A 26,299-nucleotide genomic window follows, 5' to 3' on the forward strand; every position below is an offset into this window, starting at 1 on the left:
CTCGACCAACGTCTACGCCTCGGCGCCGCGCCCAACTCAGCGGCTGGTCAGCTTCAGCTCGATACGCCGGTTGCGCTGGTAAGCCTCTTCCGTGTTGGAAGCATCCACCGGCTGAAATTCTCCATAACCCGCCGCAACGAGCCGGTCTGCCGGAACGCCCCGCAACACCAGATATTTCACGACGGAGGCCGCGCGCGCCGTCGACAGTTCCCAGTTCGACGGATACTGCGGATTCGAAATCGGGCGCGCATCGGTGTGACCGTTGATCTGCAAAGCCCAGTCGATGTCGCCAGGAATTTCCTTCTGAAGTTCCAGGATCGCTTCAGCGATCTGATCCATCGCCGCCATACCTTCCGGCGTCAGCGAGGCGGAGCCGGATGAAAACAGAACTTCCGATTCAAACACGAAGCGGTCGCCGACGACGCGGATATCCTTGCGATCCTTCAGCAGCTCCCTGAGACGCCCGAAGAAGTCCGAACGATAGCGCTTCAGCTCCTGCACCTGCTGCGCCAGCGCCGCATTGAGACGCGCGCCGAGATCCTTGATCGTCTTGTCGCTCTCAGCGCCTTTCTTTTCTGCCGCGTCGAGCGCGTCGCTCAAGCCCGCGATCTGCCGGCGCAATGCAATGAGCTGCTGATTCAAAAGATCGACTTTCGAAAGCGCTTCATCCGAAATGTTCTTTTGCGACTGCAGGTCGGAGCTGAGCCCGGCAAGCTTGTCCTCAGCGGACTTGGCGCGCTCATCGGCTCCAAGGCCGACGCCTGTCAGCTTCTCGTTTTCCGTCTTGAGGCTCGAAAGCGTCGCCTGCAGCGCCGCAAGCTCATCCTGCGAGGACTGCGCCTTTCCTTTTTCGAGCGACAGCATCGACGTCAGCTCGCTGATCTGCCGCGTCAGGCGCTTCAACGCGGAGTCTTTTCCTGACGCTTCCTCGGCGGAAAAATACTGCGCGATCATGAAGATCGACATCAGAAGCGTGACGACGAGCAGCAGCGTCGAAAGCACGTCGACGTAGGCAGGCCAGAACTCTCCGTATTCTCCGCCGCGGCGGGAGCGTCCGCGCGCCATGGCTCTAGTCTCCGCGCTTCATTGCGTCAGCGAGGTTCTTCAGCATGCTCGCGACTTCCGCCTGCTGTTGCGCCTGCTCGTCGACCCACTCGCGAACGACCTTCTGTTCCGAACGCATCTGCGTCACGAGCTGATTGACGCCGCGCGCGAGGTCGCGAACCTCTTCCGGATTGGCGCCCTGCGGCTGCCCCAGCATACGCGGCGGAACGACGGGCTGCTCGCCGAGGCGAGCCGTGAAATCTTCCAGCGCCTTCTGCATGTCGACGACCGCGCCGAGAAGCTGTCGGTTGACGTAATCGCTGGAACCGACCGCCGTGCCGCCCGGCGTCAGCTCGGTGATGCCCGACAGCCATTCTTCCAGTTCGTTATAGAAGCGATTGTGCGCGTGGCTCGCCTGCAGTTCGAGGAAACCCAGAATGAGCGATCCTGACAAACCGAGCAGCGAGGATGAAAACGCCGTGCCCATGCCTGCGAGCGGGGCGGAAAGACCTGCTTTCAAATCGCTGAAGAGTTGGACATTGTCCGACGCTTTCGTGTCGAGTGTATCGATCGCACGGCCGACGGATTGGATCGTCTCAAGCAAGCCCCAGAACGTTCCGAGCAGGCCGAGGAACACGAGCAGCCCGACCATATAGCGGCCGGTATCGCGCGCTTCGTCCAGGCGCGAGCCGATCGAATCCATGAACGAGCGCATCGCCGCCGTCGACAGCGAGATCGTTCCCGTCCGGTCGCGCAGCATCGTCGCCATAGGCGCGAGCAGCACCGGCTTGGCGCTGATCGAGAGTCCAGGGTCGGCGATGCGGAACGCGTTGACCCAGCGGATTTCAGGATAAAGCCGGAAGACTTGCCGGTAGGCGTAGATGATGCCGAGCGCCAGCGTGCCGACGATCAGTCCGTTAAGGCCCGGATTGTTCAGAAACGAATGCTTGAGCTGATCGAACAGAATGGCAGCCAGAAAGCCGACCAGCGTCAGAAATATCGTCATGCGCAGCAAAAAGACACCGGGCGGTGTCAAACGGCGCGAAACCGGTGCGAGTGCCGCGGTATCGCCCGGGCGGATCTTGGCCATTGGTGGTCTCCCCGAACGTCCCCCGCGGACTATCACCAAACCTTAGCGCAAGCGTCTCCCATCGAAAACCGGCAACATCATGCCGAAATGGCGTTGCATTCCGATCTCAGGTCACGCTTTCGTAAAAAGCAATCCACCAAATGCCTTATGAAGCGTCGTGTTCGCGGCAAGAATATCTCCGCTTTCGAGGAATTTATCCCCGCCGCTCAGATCGCTGACCAGTCCTCCCGCTTCCCGAACCATGACGATCCCGGCCGCGATATCCCAGGGCTTTAGGCCATGTTCCCAGTAGGCATCGAAGCGTCCCGCAGCCACGAACGCGAGATCCAGAGCCGCTGAACCGGAGCGCCGGATGCCGGCGACTTCCTGCATCAGGGTTCCCATCTCTTGCAGGAACCGGGAATGGTTGGCACGGCCCCGATGCGGAATGCCGGTCGTGACCAGCGAATCCGCCAGCGTCTTGCGCGACGCGACGCGCAGGCGCCGGTCGTTCATGTACGCGCCTTTGCCCTTCTCGGCGGTGAAAAGCTCGTCGCTGGCCGGGTTATAGATGACGCCCGCGATCAGCTGGCCTTCGCGTTCGAGCGCGATCGAAATCGCGAACAGCGGATTGGAATGCAGAAAGTTCGTCGTGCCGTCGAGCGGATCGACGATCCAGCGATGCGTTTTGTCGGCGCCTTCGATTTCGCCGCGCTCTTCCATCAGGAAGCCGTAGCCCGGACGCGCCTTCGACAGTTCCTTGAAGATGATGTCTTCGGCTTTGTGATCCGCCGCCGACACGAAATTCGCCGGACCCTTGATCGAAACCTGTAGCTGCTCGACCTCGCCGAAGTCGCGGGACAGGCTGCGTCCAGCCTTGCGGGCTGCCGTAATCATGACGTTGAGGGTAGGCGATACGTTGATCATCGGGATGAAGGTCCGGGCGCGCTGCGCAAATGGCGAGAAAGGGCGGCTCTAGCCCCTCTCTAAACAACAAGCAAGGCTTGCAATGGCTTAGAGGTTTACACGGGCTTTGCGAGCGGCGTTAGGGCGCGGACCCGACCTGAATCTGGTCATGCCAGGCCGACGCCGCCGCTTCCGCTTTCTGGCGCTGGGCCTTAGGCAGCTTGGCAACCATCGCGTCGAGTTCTTTGTCTTCAAAGCCGTTTTTCTTGGCGATCAGCCGCCATGTCGCCGCTTCGACCGGGTCTTTGTCGACCTTGATGCCGTCGCGATAGAGATAGGCCATGCGGTTCTGCGCGCCCGGAACGCCTTTGTCGGCCGCCGCCTTCATCAGCACCGCGATCTTGGATTCATCCTTCGAAAGTCCGAACCCCTGCAACAGTTTGACCGCGTAGTCATATTGCGCCGGTGTCAGCCCTTGCTCGGCCGCACGTGACAGCCATCTCGCCGCCTCGAGCGCATTGGCTTCGGTCCCGGTGCCCGTCTGATAGAGTTCGGCGAGATCGTATTGCGCTTCCGGAACGCCCTTCTCGGCCGCGTAGCGGATATGCTGAAACGCGCGGATCGGGCTCTGTGGTTTGCCGTCCCCTTTGAGGAACAGCATTCCGAGATTGTAATTCGCTTCCGCGTTTCCGGTGAGCGCCGCCTTCTCGAAAAGCTCCGCCGCGACCTTGCGGTCTTTCTTGACGCCGCGTCCCTCGGCAAGCGCCAAAGCAGCCGCAAACGATCCCGGCACGTCGCCGAGCTGCGACGCCTTCATGTAATACTCGTAGGCCTTCCGCTCGTCCTTCTGGACGCCGAGACCGTCGCCGTAGATACGGCCGATCAGCGTATTGGCTTGCGCTTCGCCGCGTTGGGCCGCTTCCTCCGCGAGCTTCAACGCCGTCAGGTATTGCCCCTGATCGAACGCGAGGTAAGCGGCGTTGTCGCCGGTCGCAGGCACCAGCGATGGGATCGCCTTCTTGATCCCCGTCGCACCGGAATCCTGCGCGGCTTCGGGCGAAGGCGCTCTGGGCGGCGGCAGTGGGGACGCTGACGGCGCCGGAGACGATTTTGGCACCGACGTTTCGCGCGCCGACCATGAACTCGTCTCGGCGCTGAGCGGACTTGCCGCGCAGAGCAGCAGCGCTGTCGTCCCAAGGCGCAGGATGAGGTTCGGATTGCGCGTCACGTTGCATCCTCGTGGACCGAAACCGCTTCGCTGTAGGCGCGAACGCGTGCTGCGGCATCGGAAGCCGATTGGTCCGAAGTGATCGTGATGCCGACGAAATCCGCCCCGGCGGCGCTGAGGGCGCGTGCATGCTCGGCATCGACAACATCAAGCGCCACGCACGGAATTTCGAAGACCTCGCTCCACCATGCAACAAGATCGAGCTGCCGTTCGGCGGCGCGGCTGCGGTCGTCCACATGCGGCGGAATTCCAAACGCAACGTAATCGGCGTCCGCCTCGCCGATCTGCATGGCGTCGTCGCGCGTTCGACCTGCGTCCGCTCCGACGATCAGGTCCCGGCTGGCCGCTTGCCGAACGCCTTTGTAGTGTTCGACGACATCGGCGGACCACGCGACGTGAACGCCGTCTGCGCCCACGTCACGGGCAACGCGCACGTCATTGACGAGAACAGCGACGCCCTGCTTCTGCGCGAGCGCCGTCAACTCTCGAACGACTTGGGCATCATACGCTGCGCCAGGCCCTGGACGCATCAAAAGGCTCGCGACCGGCGCCGCTTCGAGTACCGCAGACAACACGGCACGAGCCGGTGCCGATGGTCCGGTAATCACATAGTCTAGATAGAGCTTCGACCCGCTCGACACGCTCAATTCTCCGCATTTGCGTTCGCTCTTCGAAGCCGATTGCGGCGGAAACAAGAACGACTTTTGCTGCCTGGGACTTCTGGTTACACTCAAATAGGGTTTTCCGGGACACAGCACTGTTTTTTCGCCGGATTTTTCTTGGCCGACGGTTTACCAGACCATGCGAACGGGCCATGTTCCGCTTAAGCCCCATTTTTTCGGCGTTTTTCCGCCAACATGAGGGCTCACCAACTGTCAGACGGGTACCTGACGTCGGCGTGCTTCTCGCCTAACGGAGCCATTTGGGAAATGAACAAGCTTTCCGCTCTGCGCGCTTTCAGCTTTGGAGTTTTGGCGTTCTGTACGGCTGGGAGTGTAGCGGCGCTCGCTGAAACAAGTTCCGACACGTCGGGAAGCGGCGCGACGACGACATATTTTCCGCCTGCGAATAATTCGACAGCACCGGTTCCGCAGACGACGAGCGCACTTCCTGAGACGGATAGGTCCGCGCCGCCATTAGCGGAGCCTGCTCCCGCCGCCGCAGTGGCGCCGTCAGAACCAGCCCCAGCTAATGCTGCTCCTGCAACTGAAACGCAGCCCGCGCCGTCGACGGCTGCCGTGACACCACCCGCGGAAACGCCCGCTACCGCCCCGGCGCCGACGTCAACCGAATCCGCGACAGCCGCACCCACGGCAACGCCGGCTCAGCCGGAAGCTCAGCCATCGACGCAGCCTGCTGCCGCTGCAGCCGCGCCTGAAACGCTGGTCAGCCCGGTCGTCGAAGCTGCGCGCAGAAAGCTGGCCGACAAGTCGCTCTCCGGTAGGGACAACGTATCGTCTGACATCGCCGCAGCCGCTGACTACTACAACTCGCGCAAGGAGCCGATCTGGGTTCACGACGGCAGCTTCGACGAAAAAGCCAAATCCGTCATCTCCGAGCTTCGCAAGGCGGACGACTGGGGCCTCGAGTCCTCCGATTTCACCATTCCCAATCTTGCCAGCGGCGCTGACGTCGACGCGCAGGGGGCGGCGGAAGTCCAGCTGACGCTTTCGGCGTTGAAGTATGCGCGTTTTGCGCGTGGCGGGCGTCTTGATCCCGTGTCGCTCAGCAACATCCTCGACATGAAGCCGCCGGTGAAGGATCCGAAATCCGTGATGCGGGAACTCGCCGATGCGTCGCATCCCGGCACGTTCCTGCGCGGCCTCAATCCACGTCATGACGGTTTCGAAAAGCTCCGTCAGGAGCTTCTGAAGGCCCGCGGCGCAACCGTCGAGGAAGAGCCCACGAACGATCCGGCCGAAGAGGTGAAGCTGCCGCGCGGTAAGGTGCTCCGGCTCGGAACGCGAGATGATCAGGTCGCACTGCTTCGTCAGCGCCTGAAAGTCCCGTCCGAAAACCCCGATAGCAATGATCTTTACGACGACGCCTTGCTCGATGCCGTGAAGGATTATCAGCGCGCGAACGGTCTTGCGGCTGACGGCCTTGTCGGCAACGGCGTGCGCAATGCGCTGAATGGTGGCGGCAAGTCGAAACGCATCGATCCGACGCGCAACGTCGATCGCCTCATCGCCAACATGGAGCGCTGGCGCTGGCTGCCGGAAAATCTCGGCTCATTCTACGTGATGAACAACATTCCTGAGTTCACCAGCGAAATCTGGAAGGGCAAGGAACGCGTTCTCAATCAGAGAATGATCGTCGGTCAGCCATCGTGGCCGACGCCCGTCCTCGCCGCCAACATGCAATACGTCATCTTCCGGCCCAGCTGGGGCATGCCCGACGGCATCAAAGCCAAGGAGCTTGCGCCGCGTCTCAGGAAAGCGTCGAACACCGGCTTTGATTTCTTCGATCAGCTTTTCGGCGGCGGTGGAAACAGCGGCGGCGCGCGCGTTCTGCAAGCCTATAAGCTGCAGGTGTCTTACAATGGGCGTCCGGTCGATCCCAATTCGGTCAACTGGAACACGGCCGATCTGAGAAGCTACAGCTTCGTGCAGCCGCCCGGCCCCGATAACCCGCTCGGCATGGTCAAGTTCCGTTTTCCGAACAAGCACGACGTTTACATGCACGACACGCCGGAACGCGGTCTGTTCGGACAGAGCAGTCGCGCGCTGAGCCACGGCTGCCTGCGCGTCGGTGATCCGCGCCGCACGGCGGAAGTGATCTTGCAGGAAGACAAAGGCTATTCGCCCGAAAAGGTCGGAGAGCTTTGGAACGGCGGCGCGGACGTCACGCTCAGCAAGCCCGTTCCGGTCTACCTCGTGTACTTCACGGCGCGCGTTGACGAGGACGGCAAGCTGCGAACTTACGGCGATATCTACGGCAACGATAATCGCGTCATGTCGGCGTTGCGCGGACACCCCGTTCGCTACAACGCGCCGGAAGCCATCGACCCGACCGAAGCCGATGCACCCGGCGCCATCAGCGACGGCTCGGACTCTATGAGTGATGCGCCGCCTGTTGCCCGCAACAACCGCAACAGCAAGAAGACCGCGTCATCCAAGAAAAACCCGATCACGCCGGCAACGACGCTGCAGGATGCGCTTTCAAGCATCTTCCTGAACTAGGCCCGGTCGCGGCTCGGCTGAGCCTGATCGTCGGACAAGAAAAAGGGCGGCTTCGAGCCGCCCTTTTGATTTTCAAACGCGACGCCGCGTGGCGGCGAAAGCCGCGTTGATTACGCGGCCTTCTCCAGCGATTGGCTCCATTTGCCGAGCGCCGCCAGTCCGTTCATCTTTGCGCGATGCGCGAACGCGCGCTGGCCGGCGGCGACGTTCTCCGGCTTCCCGGCCCAGGTCTTGATCGCAGCCGCCTGCAATGCGCGGCCGTAGGAGAAGGTCAGCGCCCACGGCAACGGACCCGACGCGTTCATCAGCGACAGATGCTCTGTCGCGACCTCGTCGGATTGTCCGCCGGAGAGGAACGCGATGCCCGGAACCGCCGCAGGCACGGTTTCCTTCAGCACCTTCACGGTCTTTTCCGCGACCTCGGCCGCGCTCGCCTGCTTCGGCGACTTCTGGCCCGCGATGATCATGTTCGGCTTCAACACGATGCCTTCGAGATTGACCCGCGCGTCGTAGAGTTCACGGAACACGGTGCGCAGCGTCCACTCCGTCACGCGATAGCATTCGTCGATATCGTGCGAGGAATGCGGACCGTCCATCAGCACTTCCGGCTCGACGATCGGAACGATGTTGGCTTCCTGCGCGAGCGCGGCATAACGGGCGAGCGCGTGCGCGTTGGCCTTGACGCAATTCCACGTCGGATAACCGTCCGCGATCGTGATGACCGCGCGCCACTTCGCGAAGCGCGCGCCGAGCTTGTGGTATTCCGCGAAGCGCTCGCGAAGTCCGTCCAGGCCTTCGGTGATCGTCTCGACCTTTGACGTCGGCCCCGCCAGCGGCTTCGCGCCCGTGTCGACCTTGATGCCCGGGATCGATCCTGCGGCCTTCATGATGTCGACGAGCGGCGTGCCGTCCTTCGCCTTCTGACGGATCGTCTCGTCATAGAGAATGACGCCCGAGACGTGATTTTTCATGGCCTCGGTCGAGCGGAAAAGCATTTCGCGATAATCGCGGCGGCTGTCCTCGGTCGAGGCGAGGTTGATCGTGTCGAACCGCTTCTTGATGGTGCTGGTGCTTTCGTCCGCGGCCAGGATGCCCTTGCCGGGCGCAACGAGAGCGCGGGCGATATCTTCGAGTTTCTCGCTCATAAATGCCTCCGAATGGCCTTTGAGGTTTTTGTTCTTTAAACAAAGACGGGCGCCGATCAGGGCGCCCGTCCGAGTTTCATAAAAGGGTTAGATCAGTTTTCCCATCGCGACGGCGGTGTCCGCCATACGGTTCGAAAAACCCCACTCGTTGTCATACCAGGCGAGAACGCGAACGAGCTTGCCGTCCAGAACCTTGGTCTGATCGAGGTGGAAGATCGACGACCGAGCATCGTGGTTGAAGTCGATCGAAACGTTCGGCTGGTCTGTAACCCCGAGGATGCCCGAGAGTTCCTGCGACGCGGCGCGCTGGATCGCAGCGTTGATGTCGTCCTTCGTCGTTTCGCGCTTGGCGACGAACTTGAAGTCGACGACCGAGACGTTCGGCGTCGGCACGCGGATCGATGTGCCGTCCAGGCGTCCATTGAGTTCCGGCAGCACGAGGCCGACGGCCTTGGCGGCGCCCGTTGACGTCGGGATCATCGACATCGCGGCGGAGCGGCCGCGATAAAGATCCTTGTGCAGCGTATCGAGCGTCGGCTGATCGCCCGTGTAGGCGTGGATCGTCGTCATGAAGCCTTTGTCGATGCCGACGAAGTCATTGAGCACCTTGGCGACCGGCGCCAGGCAGTTCGTCGTGCACGACGCGTTCGAGACGACGAGATGATCCTTCGTCAGCTTGTCGTTGTTGACGCCGTAGACGACGGTCAGGTCGGCGCCGTCAGCCGGAGCCGAAACGAGCACGCGCTTCGCGCCCGCATCGAGATGCGCCTTGGCTTTTTCTTTCGATGTGAAGATGCCCGTGCATTCGAGCGCGATATCAACGCCGAGAGCTTTATGCGGAAGTTCGGCGGGGTTCTTGATCGCCGTCACCTTGATCGGTCCGCGACCGGCGTCGATCGTATCGCCAGAAACTTTCACTTCGTGCGGGAAGCGGCCGTGGACGCTGTCGAAGCGCAGAAGATGCGCGTTCGTTTCAACCGGACCGAGATCGTTGATGGCGACGACTTCGATATCCGTGCGTCCGCTCTCGATGATTGCGCGCAGCACATTGCGACCGATGCGGCCGAAACCGTTGATCGCGACCTTCACTGTCATTCTTAGGAATCCTCCAGATCAGGAAGAAAGATCGGGCTCAAACAGCAAACGGGGTTTGACCAGACCGTTTCTCGTGTTCTCTCGATATTTAAGGGGTCTTAAACGTGACGGTATAGGACTCTGTCAATGTGGCAAGGTCCGACTCCAGTTGGCCGCTCTTCAAATTTTCATCGGAATGCGCCCAAACACGCTGTCGTTTATTGACGTCGTTTACGATACGCACGTAACGTAGGAAACGAGACTTTGGTGATACGCGTGTCAATCGTGTCGCCCGAAAGGGCGTAGAGAGGCCATGACTGTACGCAACACCGCAAAGCGGGCTGATAATATTAAGCCTGCCAGGAAGCCCGCCATTGACGGCGACGTGCGGGCGGAGAACGCTCGGCTCCGGGCCGAACTCGCAACCGCTCAGCAGCGCATCGCAGAGCTGGAACAACGCACCGCAGACGCCCTAAATCGGATTGATTGGGCTCTCGATTCGCTTCATAACCATTCCCCAGGCGAATGAGGTGCGCGTCATTCGATCGGGGGGACGGCTGCGCCGTCGACGTGAGTGGCTGACGTTGCAATAAACTTCAACGGCCGCAGCTATCGTTTCGCTTGTGGCGATAACGAAGTTCAGCGCCTCGAAGAAATCGCGAAATATCTGACCGGCAAGCTCGAAGCCTTAACGCGCGAGCACGGCAACATCGGCGACGAACGGCTGATGCTGATGGCGGCCCTGCTCGTCGCCGACGAGCTTTTCGACGCTCGCGCCGATATCGACGAGCTTTTGCAAGGCCCGTCCGACAAAACGGACTCGACCGAGCCGGCTGCGACCCGGCGCACGGCTTTCGGCTGAGCACATCCATCGCGCCGAGGTTGGCTCTGGATTTTTGACGGCTACTCGCCTACTTCTGGGATGCTGCGGGGCTCGTTAGGGGCAATATGACCCGGGGGCCTATAAGATCCGCACGGGCGCTGTCCCTGACCGGAGCCGTGGCTTCGGACACACGGTGCCCACCTACGCTCGTAGGGACCACGCGGGATCATGATCCCGACGGCCTTCGCGGCACTTGATTTCCTAGAGGTAATGCTGGGTGACGGACGAAACGAAGCTTGAGGCTAAAAAGAAGTTGCGCGCCGAAGCGCTTGAGCGCCGCAAGGCCGCTTTCGCACAGCATGGCGCCGAAGCGAGCCGCAAGATCGCGGCGCACGGCGTCGATTTTCTGAGCGCTGCCCCGGGCGCAATCGTGTCTGGTTTCGCGGCCATCAATGACGAAATCAATCCCGCGCCCCTGATGACATGGCTGCAGGCCGAGGGCTTTCGCCTGGCGCTGCCGGTGATGCAGGGGCGGGGCAAGCCGCTGCTGATGCGCGCCTGGACGCCGGGCGATGCGATGAACGTCGCGGCTTGGGGAATTGCGGAGCCGATGGAAGACAAGCCGGCCGTCGATCCCGATATTCTGCTCGTGCCGTTGCTGGCCTTCGATGCGCGCGGCTATCGCTTGGGTTACGGCGGCGGTTTTTACGATCGCACGCTGCAAAGGTTAAGAAAGCTGAAGCCGATCGTGGCTGTCGGTCTCGCCTACAATGAACTGAGGGTCGACGCCGTGCCTGCCGAAAGCTATGACGAGCGCCTGGACTGGGTGCTGACGCCTTCCGGTCCGATCCATTGCCTCGACTCCTGATCCAGGCCTGCTGATGCGATTGTTGTTTCTCGGCGATATTGTTGGTCGGCCGGGCCGTACCGCGATTTGTAACGCGCTTCCCGCCCTCATTACGCGCTACGGGATCGATTTCGTCGTCATCAACGGCGAGAACGCCGCCGGTGGCTTCGGCATTACTGAAGCGATCTTGAACGACGTGCTCGACGCTGGCGCCGATTGCGTCACGCTTGGCAACCACTCGTTCGATCAGAAAGACACGCTCGTTTTCATCGAGCGCCACGACCGCCTGATCCGCCCTCTCAATTATCCGAAGGGCACGCCCGGCAAGGGCTCGACATTGCTGAAGGCCAGGAACGGCGCCGACGTCCTCGTCATCAATGCGATGGGCCTCGTCTTCATGCCCGATCTCAATTGCCCCTTCCGCGCCGTCGATGCGGAATTGACCGCGTGCGCGCTGAAGCGCGGCGCCGACGTCATCCTCGTTGACTTTCACGCCGAGGCGACGAGCGAAAAGCAGGCGATGGGACTTTTCCTCGATGGCCGCGCCAGCGTCGTCGTCGGAACGCACACCCACACACCGACCGCCGATGCCCGCGTTCTGCCCGCCGGAACTGCCTACATGACCGACGCTGGCATGTGCGGTGACTACAACTCGGTGCTCGGAATGGACAGCGACGAGCCGATCAATCGCTTCCTGACCAAAATCCCGCGCAGCCGCTACGAGCCAGCGACCGGCCCCGGCACGCTGTCCGGCCTCCTCGTGGACATCGACGATGCGACCGGCCTCGCGACGCGCGTCCAGCCGCTCCGCCAGGGGCCCTGCCTGGCGCCCGCAACGCCGGAAGTGTGAGGGACGCCGCGCGAGGCTTGACCGTGGCAATCGGAGCCGCGAAAAGGAGCGGCAATCTTCAGAAACTGGACGCTCGACGGACTAGGACTCATGGCCGGCCATTCGCAATTCAAGAACATCATGCATCGCAAGGGCAAGCAGGACGCCATGCGTTCCAAGCTGTTTGCGAAGCTCGCACGCGAAATCACCGTTGCAGCCAAGTCCGGCACGCCCGACCCCGACATGAACCCGCGCCTGCGCCTCGCGATCCAGGAAGCACGCGCCGAAAACATGCCCAAGGACAACGTCGAGCGCGCGATCAAGAAGGCCGCGGGCGGCGATCTCGCGAACTACGAAGCGGTGCGTTACGAGGGCTATGCACCCGGCGGCGTCGCGATCATCTGCGAAGCGTTGACCGACAATCGCAATCGCACGGGCGGCGTCGTGCGCAGCGTGTTCACGAAATACAACGGCAATCTCGGCTCGACGGGCTCCGTCAGCCACATGTTCAATCACATCGGCGAAATTACCTATAAGCCCGAGACCGGCTCGGCCGAAGCCGTGCTCGACGCCGCGATCGAGGCTGGAGCCGACGACGTCCAGTCCGATGCGAACGGCCACGTCATCGTCTGCGCGTTTGAAACGCTCGGCTCGACGGCGGCGGCGCTCGAAAAGGCGCTCGGAGAAGCACAAAGCGTCAAGGCTGTCTGGAAACCCAATCTCACGACGCAGGTCGATGAGGACAACGCTCAAGCGATCATGAAGATGCTCGCGGCGCTCGAAGACGACGACGACGTTCAGAACGTCTTCGCCAACTTCGAAATCTCTGACGAGGTGCTGAAGAAGCTGACGGCGGCCTGATCAGGCGCCGCTTCAGCTTGCGACGTAGAAGATGCCGAGGAAGATCGCCATCAACCCGGCGAGCATCATCAGAAAGCCGACGATCCCGAAAAATTGCGACATCGCGCGTCGGAAGCTTCCCGGCGGGGATGCCTTCGCGCCTGCCTGACCCTTCAAAATCTTTCCGAAGTTCGCATCGCGCTGCCCGGCGGTCGTCCGCGCCGGCGCACCGAGACGCCGGGCCCATCGGAACAACAAAAAGCCGACAAAGACCAGCAAGACGCCGGACGCGATCCAAAGCGGATGACCGAATGTCGGGTCCATTTCGCCCCCCATTTCTGGCAACGGATGTGAGGCTGCGCCTCCCTGATTGAGTGACAAGTAGTTAAAGGGAAAGAATGGACTTGGCGAGCCTTGTCGGTTCACGCGTTTTGGGTCGCGCGGCGGAAAAAAGGCTTTATAATTAGGTCGGTGTAGCCGGTCGCGTGGGAGACGGGCATGTCGTCGGACGTGCGAGCTAGGGGAGGGAGCCGGACGCGTATCGGCTTGGTGGTCGTCCAAGGTGTTGGTGACACCGAGCCCGGATATTGCGTTAACGCTCTTCTCGATACCCTCGCCTCGACAAGGCCCGGCTATAGCGTCCTGCCGGCGAACGAATTCAATCGCATCGCGGAGCCGGGCGTCGAAGACCCGGCGCCGGTGTTTCCGGTCATCCGCCGAGGCGGACGTCACACCAGCGGCGTCGATATCGAAGCCGTCGAAGTCCATCTCGCCGATCTCGCGGCGATGGGCTCGGGCCGTGTCGACACGATGCTCGGCTTGTTCCGGGTCATTTTCGAATCCCACCATCTCGTTGACGCGATGCTGTCGCGCTCGCTGGGTCTGATGGCCGTCGTCGTGCGAACGATCCTCTGGTTCTCCGCCTGGTTGCTGCGCGGTCCGATCGCGGGGCTGACCGTTGCGACGTCGCTGATCTGCGCCGTCTATCTCTACGAGCCGAAATGGCTCGGCATCGATCGCTTCGATGCAGGATTGCAATTCATCGTCGTGCAGACGGCGTTATGCGCGGCCGGGCTCTATCTCGGCTATCGCATCGTCAAGGGCCAGGATTACTCGTGGTACGACGCGGCGTTCTGGCTGGTGTTTACGAGCGCGGCGCTGGTCGTGCTTGCCGCAAACGGCGCCCTGATCCCACTGACCGATCTCTTTCCGCCTCTGAAAGTCCGCGGCGCTCAGATCGCGATGGAGACGAGCAACTGCCTGCCGAGCGACCCGTTGGCGGCGTGTTACGTCAACGGTCTCTATCGCGTCATCATCTACGGCTGGCGCTTCTGGGGTGCGCTGATCCTGGTCGCGACGCTGCTGTTGCTGACCGCGCTGGGCGGCAAGCGGCGCTCCGGCGACCCGTCGCGGCTCGCAGCGCTTTCGACGAGCGTCGGCATCCTGATCATGCAGTTCCTGCTGTGGACGACGATCGTCGTGACCATCATCTACACGATGCTGACGCGCGCCGAGACCGGCTCGTCGCTGCAGGCGGTGCGCGACGCTGTCCTGAGCGCCGTGCGCGAGAAACGGATCGCCGTCGACAACCCGATCCTTCCTTACCTGCAGGTGCCTGACCTGAAGCTCGAATGGATCGCGCGGTTCAAGTTCATCTATGCCGCCGCGGCGCTGACCGTCATGGCGTTCCTGCTCGGCGCCTGGCTGCTGATGAAAATCCGGCGCTACCGCGCTCGCACCGGCCTCGACGATCTCGAGCACACCTCGCGGACCATGCCCCGGCTACTGTTCAATCCGTGGCTGGTGGCGCTGTTGATCGGGTCGTTTGTGATCGTGCTGACGTTCGTTTTCTTCCAGCCCGAAATGGAATCGAGCCACGCATTCATCTCGTTCCGCAGCTTCGTGCTGCCGCTGGCGGCGGTTGCGGCGCTTCTCGTGCCGCTGTCGTTCGGCCATCGCGTCGCGAACGTCATCCAGATCGCGCGCGACCTGATCGATCACAACTATCGTCCGACCCTTGAGGCCGCGATGTTCTTCATCCCGGCGCGATTCCGCCCGGCCTCCGAACGCCCGCGCCGCGCCCGCATTCAGGAGCGGCTGAAACTCGTCCTCAAAACCTTCGTTCAGCATCAGGGCTACGATGGCGTCATCTTCCTGGCGCACAGCCAGGGCTCGATCGTCGCCTACGACTATCTCCGCGACAACGGCCCGGTTTACCCGGAACTCGGCGACGCGGCGCCCGCTCTTCTGACGTTCGGATCGCCGCTCGGGACGATCTACCAGAAGTATTTCCACGAATACGCTGCTTCGCATCCCGTCCCGCATGGCATCGCGGCGCGTTTGAAATGCTGGATCAACCTGTATCGCGTCGACGACTACATTGGAGGACGCGTGATCGCGCCGTCCGGACTGCGCGTCGACAATCACGTGATGGGGCCCGGCGGCCACACCGGCTACTGGACCGAGCCCGATGTCGCCGAGGCACTGGACGCGATTTTAACGGGAAAAGTCGCCGATGCGACCAAGCCGCCGCCACTTCCGCCGCTGCTCGCTTCGCCTTCGGCCTCCTATGCGGTTCGTGCTATGCGCAATGCATGACTGCACGAGCGATTCGCATCATCGGATTTGATCCCGGCCTTCGGCGCACGGGCTGGGGCGTCGTCGAAAGCGACGGAGTGCGCCTCGTTTACGTGGCCTCCGGCGTCATCACACCGCCGAAGGAAGACGATCTTGCCTATCGCCTCTCGGCCCTGTTCGATGCCGTGACCGGTGTCATCCAGAGCTTCAGCCCGTCGGAAGCCGCTGTCGAGGAAACCTTCGTCAACGAGAACCCGCGCTCGACGCTGAAGCTCGGACAGGCGCGCGGTGCCGTACTGCTCGCCCCTGCGCGGCTCGGTCTGCGCGTCGCCGAATACACGCCGAACCTGATCAAGAAATCCGTCACCGGCACGGGCCACGCCGAAAAGCAGCAGATCCAGGCGATGATCTCGTTCCTGCTGCCCAAGGCGACGTTCGACTCCGCCGACGAGGCCGACGCGCTCGCCATCGCGATCACCCACGCGCATCATCGTTCCAGCCGCCAGCGGCTCGCGACGGTCGCAGCGAAAGTCGCCGGCACATGATCGGCAAGCTCAAAGGCAAGGTCGACGCGATCGGCGAGAGCTTCCTCATCGTCGATGTGCATGGCGTCGGTTACGAGGTCCAGGCCTCCTCGCGGACGCTGCGCAATTTGAAGCCCGGCGACGACGTCACGCTGACGATCGACACGCACGTCCGCGAGGACGCGATCCGCCTGTTCGGATTTCAGAGCGAATTCGAGCGCAGTTGGTTCCGCACACTGCAAACGATCCAGGGCGTCGGCGCCAAGGTCGCCTTGAGCGTTCTCGGCGTGCTCGGGCCGCAGGAGATCGCCAACGCGGTGGTGCTCGGAAACTGGGCGGCGGTCGAGGAAGCGCCTGGCGTCGGCAAGAAGCTCGCGCTGCGCATCGTCGCGGAATTGAAGGACAAGGCGCCGTCGTTGTCCCTGGCCGGGCTTCCCGCAACTCCAGGCGGCGGACCAGTCGCAGCCGTCGCGCCGGTCGGCCTCCCAGCCGCCGAAGCCATCTCTGCGCTGACCAATCTCGGCTATAATCCGGCGCAGGCTAATCAGGCCGTGGCGCTCGCGTCGCGCGATCTCGGCGAAGCCGCCGACACGGCCGCGCTCATCAAACGCGCCCTCAAGGAACTTGCGCGCTAGAGTGCTTCCGGAAAAGTGGGCACCGGGTTTCCGATAAGAAGCACGACCAAACAAATGACCTGAAGCCGTTCCGCTATTCAACGAAAAGCGGAATGGATCTAGGTTTCACCGCGAACAGGATTGAATGAAAGTGAACGACGTGAGCAACGGACAACGTGCCCTCTGGATGGTGCTGATCACGTCGCTGGCCGCGCCGTTTTTCGCGAGCCTGCTGTGCACTGGACTGGCGCTCGCACGGCCGCTGACCGAGTTCTTGATGCCGGAAGCCCCGATGCCGGCGCCGGGCGAGTTCGCCGTCGATGTCTTCGCCTGGAGCGCGCTTCCCGCAACCGTCGCGGCGCTCGGCCTGACACCGTTCGTTCTTCAGCAAGGCACCTATTCGTGGCTGCATGCCGCCGTCGCAGGCGTTCTTGCGTTCACCGCCGCGTCGATCATCTTTCCGTTTCCGAACCAGGCCGCGTTGCCGGTTCTGGCATTTCTGGCCGGCCTTATCGCCATCGGCATGCGGCAGCTGCTGATCACGGGCCGCATTCTGCTCGAAACTCCGAAATCCTGATTTTGACTGCGCCGGCCTTTGTCGTTGGCGATTGGAACGCTCAGCTTGACGTCATCGCCGAATAGCCCCACGAACAAACCATGACCGACCGGCTCGTCAGCAGCGCGCGCAAGGAAGTGGACGCCTACGAGGCGACGATCCGCCCGCAATCGCTTGATGAATTCATCGGCCAGGAGCAGGCGCGCGCCAACCTCCGTATTTTCATCACGGCGGCGCGCGGACGCGGCGATGCTCTCGATCATGTGCTGTTTGCTGGACCTCCGGGCCTCGGCAAGACGACGCTGGCGCAGATCATGGCCAAGGAGCTTGGCGTCGGATTTCGCGCGACGTCGGGCCCGGTGATCTCGAAGGCCGGCGACCTCGCGGCTCTGCTGACCAATCTCGAAGAACGCGACGTGCTGTTCATCGACGAAATCCATCGCCTCAACCCTGCGGTTGAAGAAATTCTCTATCCCGCGATGGAGGACTTCCAACTCGATCTGATGATCGGCGAAGGTCCTGCCGCCCGCTCGGTTCGCATCGATCTTCCGAAATTCACGCTCGTCGGTGCCACGACGCGCGCCGGACTGCTGACCAATCCGCTGCGCGATCGCTTCGGCATTCCGGTGCGATTGAATTTCTATTCCGTGTCCGAATTGGAGTTGGTCGTGTCGCGCGGCGCGCGTGTGCTCGGCGCCAACATGGCGAGCGACGGCGCGCGTGAAATCGCCAAGAGATCGCGAGGAACGCCGCGCATTGCCGGACGCCTGCTGCGCCGGGTTCGCGATTTCGCGGCGGTCGAAGGCGCGGCCGTCGTCAATGCAGCCGTCGCCGATCGGGCTCTCAAGATGCTGGAGGTCGACGGCGAGGGGCTCGACGCCCTCGATCACCGTTACCTCGGTTGCATCCTGAAAAATTACGAAGGCGGACCGGTCGGCATCGAAACGCTGGCGGCGGCACTCTCCGAACCCCGCGACGCGCTCGAGGAAATCGTCGAGCCATATCTCTTGCAGCAGGGTTTCATCAGCCGCACCCCCCGCGGCCGCGTCCTGACGCTCAAAGCCTACCGCCACCTCGGCGTCAGCGGTCCGGCACGGACGGCGACCCCCGATTTGCCGATTTTTGACGACGGCGCTGACGAGACTTAACGCCGCTATCGTATGCGCGCGCGGTAAATATTCACGATTCTGTCCGCATTTTCGGGCCATCATCCGGCGCTCACAGTATAGATTGCGCCTCATCGGTCGAAGGACTGCCTCGTGATCACCCGCCGCGATTTGCTGAAGATGCTTGCTGCCGTAGGGGTCGGCTCCACGGCGCTGAGCAGCTATGCCGTCGCGGAATCGTTTGGCGAATGGGTAACGCCTTACTCCCTGACGCCGCCCGGATGGACGCCCGGCTTGCGACTGCGCCTTGCGGTGCTCGCCGATCTCCACGTCTGCGAACCCTGGATGTCCGTCGATCGCGTCGCGGCCATCGTCGATCAGACCAACAGTCTCAAACCGGACGCGATACTGCTGCTCGGAGATTACGTCGTCGGGCGAAGCCTCCGCAGATTGTCGACCTCGGTTGTCAGCGCCGGAAGCTGGGCGACGGCGCTCGGAGGCCTCAAGGCGCCGCTCGGCGTGCACGCGGTTCTTGGCAATCACGATTGGTGGGATGACCCCAGCGTGCAGAAGCGGCGGGCAGGGCCGACACGCGCGGGACTTGCGTTACAGGCTGTCGGCATCCCCGTTTATGAGAACCAGGCAGTCCGGCTGCAGAAGGACGGGCAAGCATTCTGGATCGCAGGCCTCGGCGATCAGTGGGCGTTCCGTTCGCGAGAGGGGGACGACGAAATCCCGCCCAGCAAAGGCTTCCGCTATCAAGGCGTCGACGATCTCCCGCGCACGCTGGCGCAAGTGACCGATGATGCGCCGGTGATCCTGATGGCGCACGAGCCCGACATTTTTCCTGAAGTGCCCGACCGCGTTTCGCTGACAATTTCCGGCCATACGCACGGCGGTCAGGTTCGAATTTTCGGCTTTGCGCCGATGGTGCCGTCACGGTACGGGCTGCGTTACGTGTACGGCCATAAAGTAGAGCAAGGCCGCAACCTGATCGTGTCCGGAGGCCTCGGCTGCTCGACGCTTCCCGTGCGGCTCGGATCGCCGCCCGAGATCGTCACGATCGACCTCGGCGGCAGCGGGGGCGAAGTGTGACCGATAAGAAATGGCCGGATCTCGCTGGCCGTATTTTCCGCGACGAAGCAGGCCAGCGCCATGTGCTGCCGGTGCGCGTCTATTTCGAGGATACCGACGCGGGCGGCGTCGTCTACCACGCGTCCTACGTCCGCTTTTGCGAACGCGGGCGGACGGATTTCCTGCGCCTGCTGGGAACCGACGCGCGCCGTTTGATCGACGGCTCCGACAACCGCGAGCCTGCCGCGTTCGTCGTCCGCCGGATGACGTTCGATTTCTTCCGCCCTGCGCGCATGGACGACCTGCTAGAGGTCGAGACCCGCGTCAAGGAAATCGGCGGCGCGAGTGTCACGCTCATTCAGACGGTCACGCGCGACGGCAATCGCATCGCCGAGGCCGAAGTGACCGTGGTGCTGATATCGGTATCGGGAAAGCCGTTGCGTCTGAGCCAGGCGGTGCGCGGCGCATTTCTCGCGCATACGCACGCGCAGGTTAGCTAGCTAACGCGGGACCTTTCAGCGAAAGCCTTACGGATTGCGACGCTTCCAGGCTTCCCAGTTGACCCGCGCCATACGGTAGGCATCCGGGATCGACAGCGCCCACACGAACAGGCCGAGCGCCGATCGCCCGATGATCGAACGATCCGGCGGCGCGAATTGCCAGGTGACCAGGGCGAGCAGCAGCGTGAACAGCGCGAACATGAATCCGCGCTGCTGCTGGCCGATCGCAACGTGTCCCATCCCCGGAAGAACGATCGCAAGGGCAAGGACGAGATACGGGTTGATCGGTTTGCGATCGGCTTGCAGCGCATTCATGCAGCGGACACCAGCTTGACGTTGAGAAGCAGACCCTCGACTTCGAGCACGTCCGCGAGGAGTGCTCCAAGGTCGTCCGGGTTCAGCCGTGCGTTTTCGAACACGATCTGTCTGAGAATGAGGTGGTCGCCGCGTTTGCCTTCGGCAAGTTGGCGCATGATGCGAATGCCGCGCGGCGTGATCACGACCTCCTTGACGTAGGGATCGCGAAGAAGACCGGCGACGTAGGGCGCAACCCGCTCGAAGATATGACGCGCGCCGGGGCCGTCGCCCTTGATCAGGCACATTTCGGGAAAGTTCGCAGGCGGCTCGATCCGGTCGGTCAAGCGATCGGTCATCGAGAAATAATCAGCGCCCGTCGGGCGGATCAGAATGGCGACGCTGCCATCGATCGGCAGGCTGCGCTTCATCGTGACGTCGAGCCAAAGCTGCGGCAGCCGGCGGAACGTCAACGTGTCGGGAACGAGGGCAACGCGGAATGCGCGTCCGCGGAACGTTCCGTCCATTTTCGGAAAGCTGCACGTATCGATTTCAACGCGCGCGTCCTCGAGGACGTTCTTTGCGGAATCGAGAATGGAATGTCGGGCGGCGGCGGCGATGCGTGCCTCGCGGCGACCGTAAATGACGAAAAACGCGATCGCTGCAGCGATCAGCAAAGCGGCAAGCGTGAGAGGCATGAACGGGTTTCCCGCAAAAGAGGAAGGTGGCGCATCGCGAGGATGCGCCACCTTTGGGTTAGCGTTCTCAGTAGCCCTTCGGCCGCGGCCAGTTCATCGTGAACTGGTCGCCGCGACGGACGTACTTGTAGCGGTGGAAGTGGAACCAGAGCGAAGCGACGATGAAGAACACCATCATCGCGACGAGCTGGGTGCCGTATCCGAGGAACACCGCGAAGTACGTTGCCGAGCAGATGGTCAGCAGAACAAGCGCCGGGATCGGATGGAACGGATGCACGTATCCGCGTTTGATCATGTCCAGCGGCCACATCTGCCGGAAGAAGATCACCTGGATCGACATGTACGTATATCCGAGCAGACCCGACAGGATCGAGAACGTGATCACCTGATCGAGCGGCGCGAAGTACGCAAAGGTCAGGGCGACGGGCACCAGGAACACGATCGACCGGAAGGGCGTTCTGTTCTTGGGATGCACGGCGCCGAACCAGGTCGGCAGATAACGGTCGCGGCCCATCGAGAACCAGGCGCGCGACGCGTCGTTGATGCAGCCGTTGGCGGATGCAAGCGTCGAGAACATCGTGCCGATGAACAGCAGGACCATCAGCGGCGTCGAGCTTGTCAGCCGTGCGGCGTCGAAGAGCGGCGTCGTGGCCTGACCGAGGTATTCCCACGGCATCAGACCGGAGCAGAGGTACCACGTCATCGTTGCTGCGATGAGCAGGGTCATGATGCCTGCCATCGTTCCGAGCGGCAGCGAGCGAGCCGGCGAGCGGACCTCTTCGGCAGCCTGACACGTTCCCTCGATGCCGAGGTAGTACCAGAGACCGAAGTGGAGCGAAGCAAGCACGCCGATCCAGCCATAGGGCAATCCGTTCAGGATTTCCTTATGATTGAGCAGCTCTGTCGACCACGGCTTCACGGCAGTGAACAGGATGATGACAGCAATGAAGGCCGTTGCGGTCAGCACCAGGTTCACCGTCAGCGTCGCATAGACGCCGCGATAGTTCAGCCATGCGAGAAAGACGATGGATAAAACGATGAACGGTTTATCCTGTGCTTCTGCGAATCCGGCCATCTGTCCGACAGTCTGAACGAGATAGCCAAGCGTGATGGCATTCGCGGCTTCCAGCATCGTGTAGGCAAACACGAGATAGAGACCGACGTTGAACGCCATCAACGGTCCGATGATGTGTTTCGACTGCGCGTACTGGCCACCGGCGGCAGCGACGGTCGACGTCACTTCCGAGTCGATCATGGCGACGCAGGTATAGAGAAGGCCGGCAGCCCAGCAGGCGATCAAGGCCGCGATCGCGCCGCCCTTGCCCACCGCGAAGTTCCAGCCCATGTACTCGCCGACGAGCACGATGCCGACGCCCAATGCCCACACATGTGCAGGACCGAGGACGCGGAGCAGAGAGATTTTCTCTCCGTGAACAGCAGTTGTCTGATTCACAGGTGCCCCCCTTGGTGCGGCGGATCGATAACGAGCGCGTCATCGATTTCGCCTTCGCGCGACGATGTCAGCAAGTCTTCGCTGTAAGCGCGATTGGTTCTGATGGTGTCGAAGAGCATGTAGAGACCGAGCACGATCGAAAGTGCCCAGGCCGCGTATTCAATGAGTTGAAAATTATTCATCGCTGCCTCTCACTTTCTGCCGAAGCGCTCTTCGAGCACTTCGATGTATTCACGCTTCGAGAACATAAACAGCAGCACGAAGTACCCGATCACCACCACCGCGGTGATGCCGAGTTCGAGCGGGCTGAAGCTGTAATCGAATCTGGACGTGATGAGCGGTGCAGCAGTGTCGGGAGTGAAACCGAGCTTTTCCCATTGTCCGGCTTGCGCGGCGTTCTGGCCGAGTCCGGTCCACGTCGATTTGTCGGCAACGGGAAGATCGATTTTGCCGCCGCCGGCGAGTTTCAAATAGAGAGGCGTGAAGAGCGCGGCGAGCACGAGGACAAGCAGGAACAAGCTGTCGAAGAGCTGACCGAGTGCGGATTGCTTTGGAGGTTCGTAGTGAGGCTTTTCCACGGTACCACCTATCAGCTGTAAGATTTTTTCTTGGCGAGATCGACGTAGTGAAGATCCAGCCCATAGATCTCATCACGCTCCTCGCTGAGGTGCGCGACCATCGCCAGAATGGCGGCGGTATTGAATAAGAGGACGAGCCCACCAAATACTGCGAGCGTCCAAGCAACCTGTTGGTCGACGTAGTCCTTCACTTCGTAGAAGACGAAAGCGTAGAGCGCCCACAGAACGCCAACTGCGACAAATGACCAGTTACGGTCACCCGCAAACTTCTTGGCTATTCGTGGGTCAGCTTGAGGATTTTGCTTGTTCATCAGCGTTTCCCTGTCATTCAACGTGTACGGATTAGTTTCTTTTTTTGATGCGCATTTGAGCACGGGCCAAAGCAAAGTGTGTCACTTTGCCTGATTGCCCAAGCTCGTACCAACTCGCGTATCTGTTGGCTCCTAGTCAACTTTTTTTCGTAACATGAAAACAAAATTCGATGACGCGCTGCGCATAACGCAGTGCAGTCAAGCTGGATATTTTTGATAGAAATCAAATCATTGAGCGCGTGTTGCGACGCGAAATGCATAAAATTTGATCAATTGCTTAAATAGAGTGCATTCATTCTTGGCCTCGATCAGCGCGGCGAGCGCTCCGAGCCCGCACGAAGGACTTTATTTCCGCGGCCGGGACGGCGCCAACACCCGACGCGCGCGATTGTCGCATGTTTTGCGTGGATAAACCACCGTCTGCGCCATCGCGTCTGCGGCGCAGGGGCCCTTGTTTCGTCATATTGCGCGGCGAAAGCTCTGATCCACGAAAAGCGCATGCGGCGGGGCATGTCAGTCAGGGTGGACGTCATATCATCGCCACACGCTATCGCGAGCGACCCGCGGCGCGCGATTGCCGGCGTCTTCTGGCTTTAATCTCATGCGCGCTCCGACCGAGCCCTGCATTTCTTCGACATGGATGGTGAAATGAATCCCGCGGATGTCGCTCAAGGCGTCGTTGCTCCGGTCAATGCAGCTGGATTTTCCTTCATCGAACTATTCATGCAGGCCAGCCTCGTCGTCAAAATCGTGATGACGGGATTGGGCCTCGCCTCGATCTGGTCGTGGGCGATCATTTTCGAGAAGCTGCTGGCGTTCCGCCGCGCCCGCGTCGAGAGCGATAAGTTCGAGCAGATGTTCTGGTCCGGCCAGTCGCTCGACGAGCTTTACGCCAATCTCTCGCGCGGACGGACGATCACGATGGCTGCGCTGTTCGTCGCCGCGATGCGCGAATGGAAACGCTCCGTCGAAGGCAACATCCGCGCGCTCGGCGGCATTCAGCTGCGCGTCGAGAAGGTGATGGACGTCACGATCAGCCGGGAGATGGAACGCCTCGATCGCCGGCTGCTCTTTCTCGCAACCGTTGGCTCGACTGCGCCGTTCGTCGGTCTCTTCGGTACGGTCTGGGGCATCATGACGAGCTTCCAGTCGATCGCTGTTTCGAAGAACACGTCGCTGGCCGTCGTTGCACCGGGTATCGCGGAAGCGCTGTTCGCAACGGCGCTCGGTCTCATGGCCGCTATTCCGGCCGTCGTATTCTACAACAAATTTTCCGCCGATTCGTCTGCGATTTCTCAACGCCTGTATGCGTTTTCCGATGAGTTCGCCGCGATCGTATCGCGTCAGATCGACGTGAGGACCTGATTACATGGGCGCCAGCATCAAGGTAGGCGGCGGGGGCGGCGGTCGTGGCCGCCGGCGTCGCGGCCGCAACGCTCCGATGAGCGAAATCAACGTCACGCCGATGGTCGACGTGATGCTCGTGCTTCTGATCATCTTCATGGTCGCCGCGCCGCTTCTGCAGGTCGGCATCCCGGTCGATCTGCCGGAAGCGAAAGGCCAGCAGATCCCGACGCCGAAGCAGGAGCCGCTCGCGGTCACCGTGAAGGTCAACGGCGACGTCTTCATCGGCGATACGCAGATCAGTCTCGATGAACTGGCGGGCAAGCTCAAGGCCATCGCGAAAAACGGATACGACGAGACGATTTTCGTGCGCGGCGATAGAGGCGTGCCCTATGGCGTCGTCATGAAGGTGATGGGACGCATCAACGACGGCGGATTCAAGAAGCTGTCGTTCGTTCTCGATCAGGAGAAGGGAGGCACTTAGCGGTGCCCTTCGGACTTGTCCTGTCGCTAGCATTTCATGCCGCGCTCCTCGGATGGGCGCTTTTTTCCATGCGCTCAGTTCCGTCGCTGACGCCGGACACGCCGGCGATTGCTGCCGACATCATCACACCGTCGGAATTCCTGCGCCTGAAACAGGGGAGCGAGGACGCGAAGAACCTCGAAACGAAGGCCAAGGAAGAACCGAAACCCGACGACAGCCAGAACGACACCGCCAAGCCGAGCAACGCGGCGCCGCCGCCACCTCCGCCGCCGCAGGAGCAGCAGGTCGCCAAAGCTGAGCCGCCACCCGAGGCGGCCGAGCCTCCTCCGCCCGCCGAGCCCCCGAAGGCAGCCGAGCAGGTGAAGCCTCCGCCGCCGCCCGATCCGATCGCGAAAAAACTGGAGGAGCCGCCCCCGCCGCCGGAGCCGGCCCCCGGCCCGACGCCGGATGAAAAGAAAATCCTCGAGCAGAAGCTCGAGGAAGAGCGCAAGGCTGAGGAAGCCAAGAAGAAGGCCGAGGACGAAGCGCGCAAGAAAGCCGAGGACGAAGCAAAGAAGAAGGCTGAAGCAGAAGCCAAAAAGAAAGCCGAGGAGGCCGAGAAGAAAAAGCGCGCTGCCGAGCTGAAGAAAAAGAAACAGGAAGAAGCCAGGAAAAAAGCCGAAGCCGCGAAAAAGCAATTCGATCCGAGCCGCATCGCCTCAATCCTCGACAAGTCGCCGAACGATGCGCCACCGAAGGCGCTGCTCGACAAGGACCCGAGGAAAAAAGGTCAGCAGGCGGCCGGCTCGAGCGCCACCGCGGAAAAAACCGGCCGCGAAGCCGGAACCGCGACCGGCACAGACACCGTGCTGTCACTGCGCGAGCAGGATATGCTGAAAGGCATGATAAAATCGCAGCTCAACGGCTGCTGGCGTCCGCCCGGCACCGGCGGCGGCGAGGAGGTTCCGGTTGTCGAACTGCATTGGGAAATGAATCCCGACGGCAGCCTCTCGGGCGAGCCTCGCGTCACCTCCGCGCCACCAACCACGGCGGGGCAGGTTTATACGGAAGCCGCACTCCGCGCGGTACGAATGTGCGCGCCGTTCAGATTGCCTCCTGACAAATACAACGCATGGAAGATCGTCGACTGGACTTTCGATCCGCGCCAGATGTTGTAAACGCCAAAAAGTTGCTTCATTCGACCGTGAAGCGAACACGAC

29 protein-coding genes and 1 other RNA gene are annotated in these 26,299 nt (G+C 61.7%); 16 read left to right on the forward strand and 14 right to left on the reverse strand.

The genetic code is table 11. From position 1 onward, the window contains the following. Nucleotides 1-36: 36 nt before the first annotated feature. From HYPGJ_RS16970 to HYPGJ_RS16990, 5 genes are all read right to left on the reverse strand, one after another. Nucleotides 37-1,065 (reverse strand): peptidoglycan -binding protein, encoded by a 1,029-nt coding sequence (locus HYPGJ_RS16970; RefSeq protein WP_013216409.1) that lies wholly within the window; start codon nucleotides 1,063-1,065, stop codon nucleotides 37-39. Nucleotides 1,066-1,069: 4 nt separating this feature from the next. Beyond that, a complete protein-coding gene (locus HYPGJ_RS16975; protein ID WP_046848142.1) occupies nucleotides 1,070-2,134 on the reverse strand; it encodes a hypothetical protein in 1,065 nt (354 codons plus the stop codon). Between the two features lie 111 nt (nucleotides 2,135-2,245). Continuing rightward, entirely contained in the window at nucleotides 2,246-3,040 is a 795-nt protein-coding gene (locus tag HYPGJ_RS16980) for an inositol monophosphatase family protein (RefSeq protein WP_046848143.1), read from the reverse strand. Nucleotides 3,041-3,158: 118 nt separating this feature from the next. Then, nucleotides 3,159-4,247 (reverse strand): tetratricopeptide repeat protein, encoded by a 1,089-nt coding sequence (locus tag HYPGJ_RS16985; RefSeq protein ID WP_052750945.1) that lies wholly within the window; start codon nucleotides 4,245-4,247, stop codon nucleotides 3,159-3,161. After that, nucleotides 4,244-4,888 carry a thiamine phosphate synthase gene (locus HYPGJ_RS16990; protein ID WP_046848514.1) on the reverse strand — a complete coding sequence of 215 codons (645 nt, stop codon included), beginning with the start codon at nucleotides 4,886-4,888 and terminating at the stop codon, nucleotides 4,244-4,246. The genes HYPGJ_RS16985 and HYPGJ_RS16990 overlap by 4 nt, the downstream gene beginning before the upstream one ends. Nucleotides 4,889-5,176: 288 nt before the next feature. On the opposite strand from HYPGJ_RS16990, the gene HYPGJ_RS16995 reads away from it, so the two are divergent. Next, nucleotides 5,177-7,429 carry a L,D-transpeptidase family protein gene (locus HYPGJ_RS16995; protein WP_046848144.1) on the forward strand — a complete coding sequence of 751 codons (2,253 nt, stop codon included), beginning with the start codon at nucleotides 5,177-5,179 and terminating at the stop codon, nucleotides 7,427-7,429. A gap of 110 nt (nucleotides 7,430-7,539) precedes the next feature. Here HYPGJ_RS16995 and HYPGJ_RS17000 read toward each other — a convergent pair whose 3' ends face one another. Both HYPGJ_RS17000 and gap read right to left on the reverse strand, forming a co-directional pair. Further along, nucleotides 7,540-8,574: a class I fructose-bisphosphate aldolase gene (locus HYPGJ_RS17000; RefSeq protein WP_046848145.1), complete on the reverse strand. Its 1,035-nt coding sequence runs from the start codon at nucleotides 8,572-8,574 to the stop codon at nucleotides 7,540-7,542. Between the two features lie 87 nt (nucleotides 8,575-8,661). Next, entirely contained in the window at nucleotides 8,662-9,669 is a 1,008-nt protein-coding gene (gene gap, locus HYPGJ_RS17005; protein WP_046848146.1) for a type I glyceraldehyde-3-phosphate dehydrogenase, read from the reverse strand. 553 nt (nucleotides 9,670-10,222) lie between these two features. Between gap and HYPGJ_RS17015 the strand changes: the two genes are divergently transcribed. The 5 genes from HYPGJ_RS17015 (at nucleotide 10,223) to HYPGJ_RS17030 (ending at nucleotide 13,008) form a co-directional block, all read left to right on the forward strand. Further along, nucleotides 10,223-10,510: a cell division protein ZapA gene (locus HYPGJ_RS17015; protein WP_046848147.1), complete on the forward strand. Its 288-nt coding sequence runs from the start codon at nucleotides 10,223-10,225 to the stop codon at nucleotides 10,508-10,510. Between the two features lie 57 nt (nucleotides 10,511-10,567). Beyond that, nucleotides 10,568-10,728, forward strand: a non-coding RNA gene (gene ssrS / locus HYPGJ_RS18590) — 6S RNA. 20 nt (nucleotides 10,729-10,748) lie between these two features. Next, entirely contained in the window at nucleotides 10,749-11,339 is a 591-nt protein-coding gene (locus HYPGJ_RS17020; protein ID WP_046848148.1) for a 5-formyltetrahydrofolate cyclo-ligase, read from the forward strand. A 13-nt stretch (nucleotides 11,340-11,352) separates the two neighbouring features. Continuing rightward, nucleotides 11,353-12,168, forward strand: coding sequence for a TIGR00282 family metallophosphoesterase (locus HYPGJ_RS17025; RefSeq protein ID WP_046848149.1), 816 nt, complete (start codon nucleotides 11,353-11,355; stop codon nucleotides 12,166-12,168). A gap of 90 nt (nucleotides 12,169-12,258) precedes the next feature. Further along, complete coding sequence (locus HYPGJ_RS17030; RefSeq protein WP_013216397.1) at nucleotides 12,259-13,008, forward strand: YebC/PmpR family DNA-binding transcriptional regulator; 750 nt, start codon at nucleotides 12,259-12,261, stop codon at nucleotides 13,006-13,008. A 12-nt stretch (nucleotides 13,009-13,020) separates the two neighbouring features. Here the strand turns inward: HYPGJ_RS17030 and HYPGJ_RS17035 are convergent, their stop codons facing one another. Then, nucleotides 13,021-13,311: a hypothetical protein gene (locus HYPGJ_RS17035; protein ID WP_046848150.1), complete on the reverse strand. Its 291-nt coding sequence runs from the start codon at nucleotides 13,309-13,311 to the stop codon at nucleotides 13,021-13,023. 174 nt (nucleotides 13,312-13,485) lie between these two features. Here HYPGJ_RS17035 and HYPGJ_RS17040 point away from each other — a divergent pair, with 174 nt between their 5' ends. The 7 genes from HYPGJ_RS17040 to ybgC all read left to right on the forward strand — a co-directional run bounded on the left by HYPGJ_RS17040 (nucleotide 13,486) and on the right by ybgC (nucleotide 19,938). After that, on the forward strand, nucleotides 13,486-15,585 hold the full coding sequence (locus HYPGJ_RS17040; protein WP_046848151.1) for a hypothetical protein: 2,100 nt from the start codon (nucleotides 13,486-13,488) through the stop codon (nucleotides 15,583-15,585). Then, a complete protein-coding gene (ruvC, locus tag HYPGJ_RS17045; RefSeq protein WP_046848152.1) occupies nucleotides 15,582-16,109 on the forward strand; it encodes a crossover junction endodeoxyribonuclease RuvC in 528 nt (175 codons plus the stop codon). Before HYPGJ_RS17040 ends, ruvC begins: the two co-directional genes overlap by 4 nt. Beyond that, the gene (gene ruvA, locus HYPGJ_RS17050; protein WP_046848153.1) at nucleotides 16,106-16,723 is read left to right on the forward strand and encodes a Holliday junction branch migration protein RuvA; all 618 of its coding nucleotides are present in this window, start codon (nucleotides 16,106-16,108) and stop codon (nucleotides 16,721-16,723) included. Before ruvC ends, ruvA begins: the two co-directional genes overlap by 4 nt. A 124-nt stretch (nucleotides 16,724-16,847) precedes the next feature. After that, the gene (locus tag HYPGJ_RS17055; protein ID WP_013216392.1) at nucleotides 16,848-17,279 is read left to right on the forward strand and encodes a hypothetical protein; all 432 of its coding nucleotides are present in this window, start codon (nucleotides 16,848-16,850) and stop codon (nucleotides 17,277-17,279) included. 80 nt (nucleotides 17,280-17,359) lie between these two features. Next, complete coding sequence (gene ruvB / locus HYPGJ_RS17060) at nucleotides 17,360-18,406, forward strand: Holliday junction branch migration DNA helicase RuvB (protein WP_046848154.1); 1,047 nt, start codon at nucleotides 17,360-17,362, stop codon at nucleotides 18,404-18,406. 111 nt (nucleotides 18,407-18,517) lie between these two features. Further along, nucleotides 18,518-19,459, forward strand: a complete 942-nt coding sequence (locus HYPGJ_RS17065) for a metallophosphoesterase (RefSeq protein ID WP_046848155.1) — start codon at nucleotides 18,518-18,520, stop codon at nucleotides 19,457-19,459. Further along, a complete protein-coding gene (gene ybgC / locus HYPGJ_RS17070; RefSeq protein ID WP_046848156.1) occupies nucleotides 19,456-19,938 on the forward strand; it encodes a tol-pal system-associated acyl-CoA thioesterase in 483 nt (160 codons plus the stop codon). The genes HYPGJ_RS17065 and ybgC overlap by 4 nt, the downstream gene beginning before the upstream one ends. A 27-nt stretch (nucleotides 19,939-19,965) precedes the next feature. Here ybgC and HYPGJ_RS17075 read toward each other — a convergent pair whose 3' ends face one another. From HYPGJ_RS17075 to HYPGJ_RS17100, 6 genes are all read right to left on the reverse strand, one after another. Beyond that, nucleotides 19,966-20,253, reverse strand: a complete 288-nt coding sequence (locus HYPGJ_RS17075) for a hypothetical protein (RefSeq protein ID WP_046848157.1) — start codon at nucleotides 20,251-20,253, stop codon at nucleotides 19,966-19,968. After that, nucleotides 20,250-20,930: a hypothetical protein gene (locus HYPGJ_RS17080; RefSeq protein ID WP_046848158.1), complete on the reverse strand. Its 681-nt coding sequence runs from the start codon at nucleotides 20,928-20,930 to the stop codon at nucleotides 20,250-20,252. The genes HYPGJ_RS17075 and HYPGJ_RS17080 overlap by 4 nt, the downstream gene beginning before the upstream one ends. A gap of 67 nt (nucleotides 20,931-20,997) precedes the next feature. Continuing rightward, entirely contained in the window at nucleotides 20,998-22,383 is a 1,386-nt protein-coding gene (locus tag HYPGJ_RS17085; protein ID WP_046848159.1) for an APC family permease, read from the reverse strand. After that, entirely contained in the window at nucleotides 22,380-22,565 is a 186-nt protein-coding gene (locus tag HYPGJ_RS17090) for a hypothetical protein (protein WP_046848160.1), read from the reverse strand. The genes HYPGJ_RS17085 and HYPGJ_RS17090 overlap by 4 nt, the downstream gene beginning before the upstream one ends. Nucleotides 22,566-22,574: 9 nt before the next feature. Continuing rightward, nucleotides 22,575-22,961, reverse strand: a complete 387-nt coding sequence (locus HYPGJ_RS17095; RefSeq protein ID WP_046848161.1) for a hypothetical protein — start codon at nucleotides 22,959-22,961, stop codon at nucleotides 22,575-22,577. A gap of 11 nt (nucleotides 22,962-22,972) precedes the next feature. Next, nucleotides 22,973-23,272: a hypothetical protein gene (locus tag HYPGJ_RS17100; RefSeq protein ID WP_046848515.1), complete on the reverse strand. Its 300-nt coding sequence runs from the start codon at nucleotides 23,270-23,272 to the stop codon at nucleotides 22,973-22,975. A 648-nt stretch (nucleotides 23,273-23,920) separates the two neighbouring features. Between HYPGJ_RS17100 and tolQ the strand changes: the two genes are divergently transcribed. Genes tolQ through tolA form a run of 3 tightly spaced genes read left to right on the forward strand, consistent with a single transcriptional unit; the run spans nucleotide 23,921 to nucleotide 26,257 of the window. Continuing rightward, on the forward strand, nucleotides 23,921-24,637 hold the full coding sequence (tolQ, locus tag HYPGJ_RS17105; RefSeq protein WP_013216382.1) for a protein TolQ: 717 nt from the start codon (nucleotides 23,921-23,923) through the stop codon (nucleotides 24,635-24,637). A gap of 4 nt (nucleotides 24,638-24,641) precedes the next feature. Next, nucleotides 24,642-25,100 (forward strand): biopolymer transporter ExbD, encoded by a 459-nt coding sequence (locus HYPGJ_RS17110; RefSeq protein ID WP_046848162.1) that lies wholly within the window; start codon nucleotides 24,642-24,644, stop codon nucleotides 25,098-25,100. A 2-nt stretch (nucleotides 25,101-25,102) separates the two neighbouring features. Beyond that, the gene (gene tolA, locus HYPGJ_RS17115) at nucleotides 25,103-26,257 is read left to right on the forward strand and encodes a cell envelope integrity protein TolA (protein WP_046848163.1); all 1,155 of its coding nucleotides are present in this window, start codon (nucleotides 25,103-25,105) and stop codon (nucleotides 26,255-26,257) included. The last annotated feature ends 42 nt before the right edge of the window (nucleotides 26,258-26,299 follow it).

Origin of the sequence: Hyphomicrobium sp. GJ21, assembly GCF_001006785.1 — a bacterium.
Lineage (GTDB): Bacteria > Pseudomonadota > Alphaproteobacteria > Rhizobiales > Hyphomicrobiaceae > Hyphomicrobium_B.

Excerpts from the sequence above, each read along its gene's own strand:
- HYPGJ_RS16970 (WP_013216409.1), bottom strand. The coding sequence starts at position 1,065 with ATGGCGCGCGGACGCTCCCGCCGCGGCGGAGAATACGGAGAGTTCTGG.
- HYPGJ_RS16975 (WP_046848142.1), bottom strand. The coding sequence starts at position 2,134 with ATGGCCAAGATCCGCCCGGGCGATACCGCGGCACTCGCACCGGTTTCG.
- HYPGJ_RS16980 (WP_046848143.1), bottom strand. The coding sequence starts at position 3,040 with ATGATCAACGTATCGCCTACCCTCAACGTCATGATTACGGCAGCCCGC.
- HYPGJ_RS16995 (WP_046848144.1), top strand. The coding sequence starts at position 5,177 with ATGAACAAGCTTTCCGCTCTGCGCGCTTTCAGCTTTGGAGTTTTGGCG.
- HYPGJ_RS17000 (WP_046848145.1), bottom strand. The coding sequence starts at position 8,574 with ATGAGCGAGAAACTCGAAGATATCGCCCGCGCTCTCGTTGCGCCCGGC.
- gap (WP_046848146.1), bottom strand. The coding sequence starts at position 9,669 with ATGACAGTGAAGGTCGCGATCAACGGTTTCGGCCGCATCGGTCGCAAT.
- HYPGJ_RS17025 (WP_046848149.1), top strand. The coding sequence starts at position 11,353 with ATGCGATTGTTGTTTCTCGGCGATATTGTTGGTCGGCCGGGCCGTACC.
- HYPGJ_RS17030 (WP_013216397.1), top strand. The coding sequence starts at position 12,259 with ATGGCCGGCCATTCGCAATTCAAGAACATCATGCATCGCAAGGGCAAG.
- HYPGJ_RS17035 (WP_046848150.1), bottom strand. The coding sequence starts at position 13,311 with ATGGACCCGACATTCGGTCATCCGCTTTGGATCGCGTCCGGCGTCTTG.
- HYPGJ_RS17040 (WP_046848151.1), top strand. The coding sequence starts at position 13,486 with ATGTCGTCGGACGTGCGAGCTAGGGGAGGGAGCCGGACGCGTATCGGC.
- ruvC (WP_046848152.1), top strand. The coding sequence starts at position 15,582 with ATGACTGCACGAGCGATTCGCATCATCGGATTTGATCCCGGCCTTCGG.
- ruvA (WP_046848153.1), top strand. The coding sequence starts at position 16,106 with ATGATCGGCAAGCTCAAAGGCAAGGTCGACGCGATCGGCGAGAGCTTC.
- HYPGJ_RS17055 (WP_013216392.1), top strand. The coding sequence starts at position 16,848 with ATGAAAGTGAACGACGTGAGCAACGGACAACGTGCCCTCTGGATGGTG.
- ruvB (WP_046848154.1), top strand. The coding sequence starts at position 17,360 with ATGACCGACCGGCTCGTCAGCAGCGCGCGCAAGGAAGTGGACGCCTAC.
- HYPGJ_RS17075 (WP_046848157.1), bottom strand. The coding sequence starts at position 20,253 with ATGAATGCGCTGCAAGCCGATCGCAAACCGATCAACCCGTATCTCGTC.
- HYPGJ_RS17080 (WP_046848158.1), bottom strand. The coding sequence starts at position 20,930 with ATGCCTCTCACGCTTGCCGCTTTGCTGATCGCTGCAGCGATCGCGTTT.
- HYPGJ_RS17090 (WP_046848160.1), bottom strand. The coding sequence starts at position 22,565 with ATGAATAATTTTCAACTCATTGAATACGCGGCCTGGGCACTTTCGATC.
- HYPGJ_RS17100 (WP_046848515.1), bottom strand. The coding sequence starts at position 23,272 with ATGAACAAGCAAAATCCTCAAGCTGACCCACGAATAGCCAAGAAGTTT.
- tolQ (WP_013216382.1), top strand. The coding sequence starts at position 23,921 with ATGAATCCCGCGGATGTCGCTCAAGGCGTCGTTGCTCCGGTCAATGCA.
- HYPGJ_RS17110 (WP_046848162.1), top strand. The coding sequence starts at position 24,642 with ATGGGCGCCAGCATCAAGGTAGGCGGCGGGGGCGGCGGTCGTGGCCGC.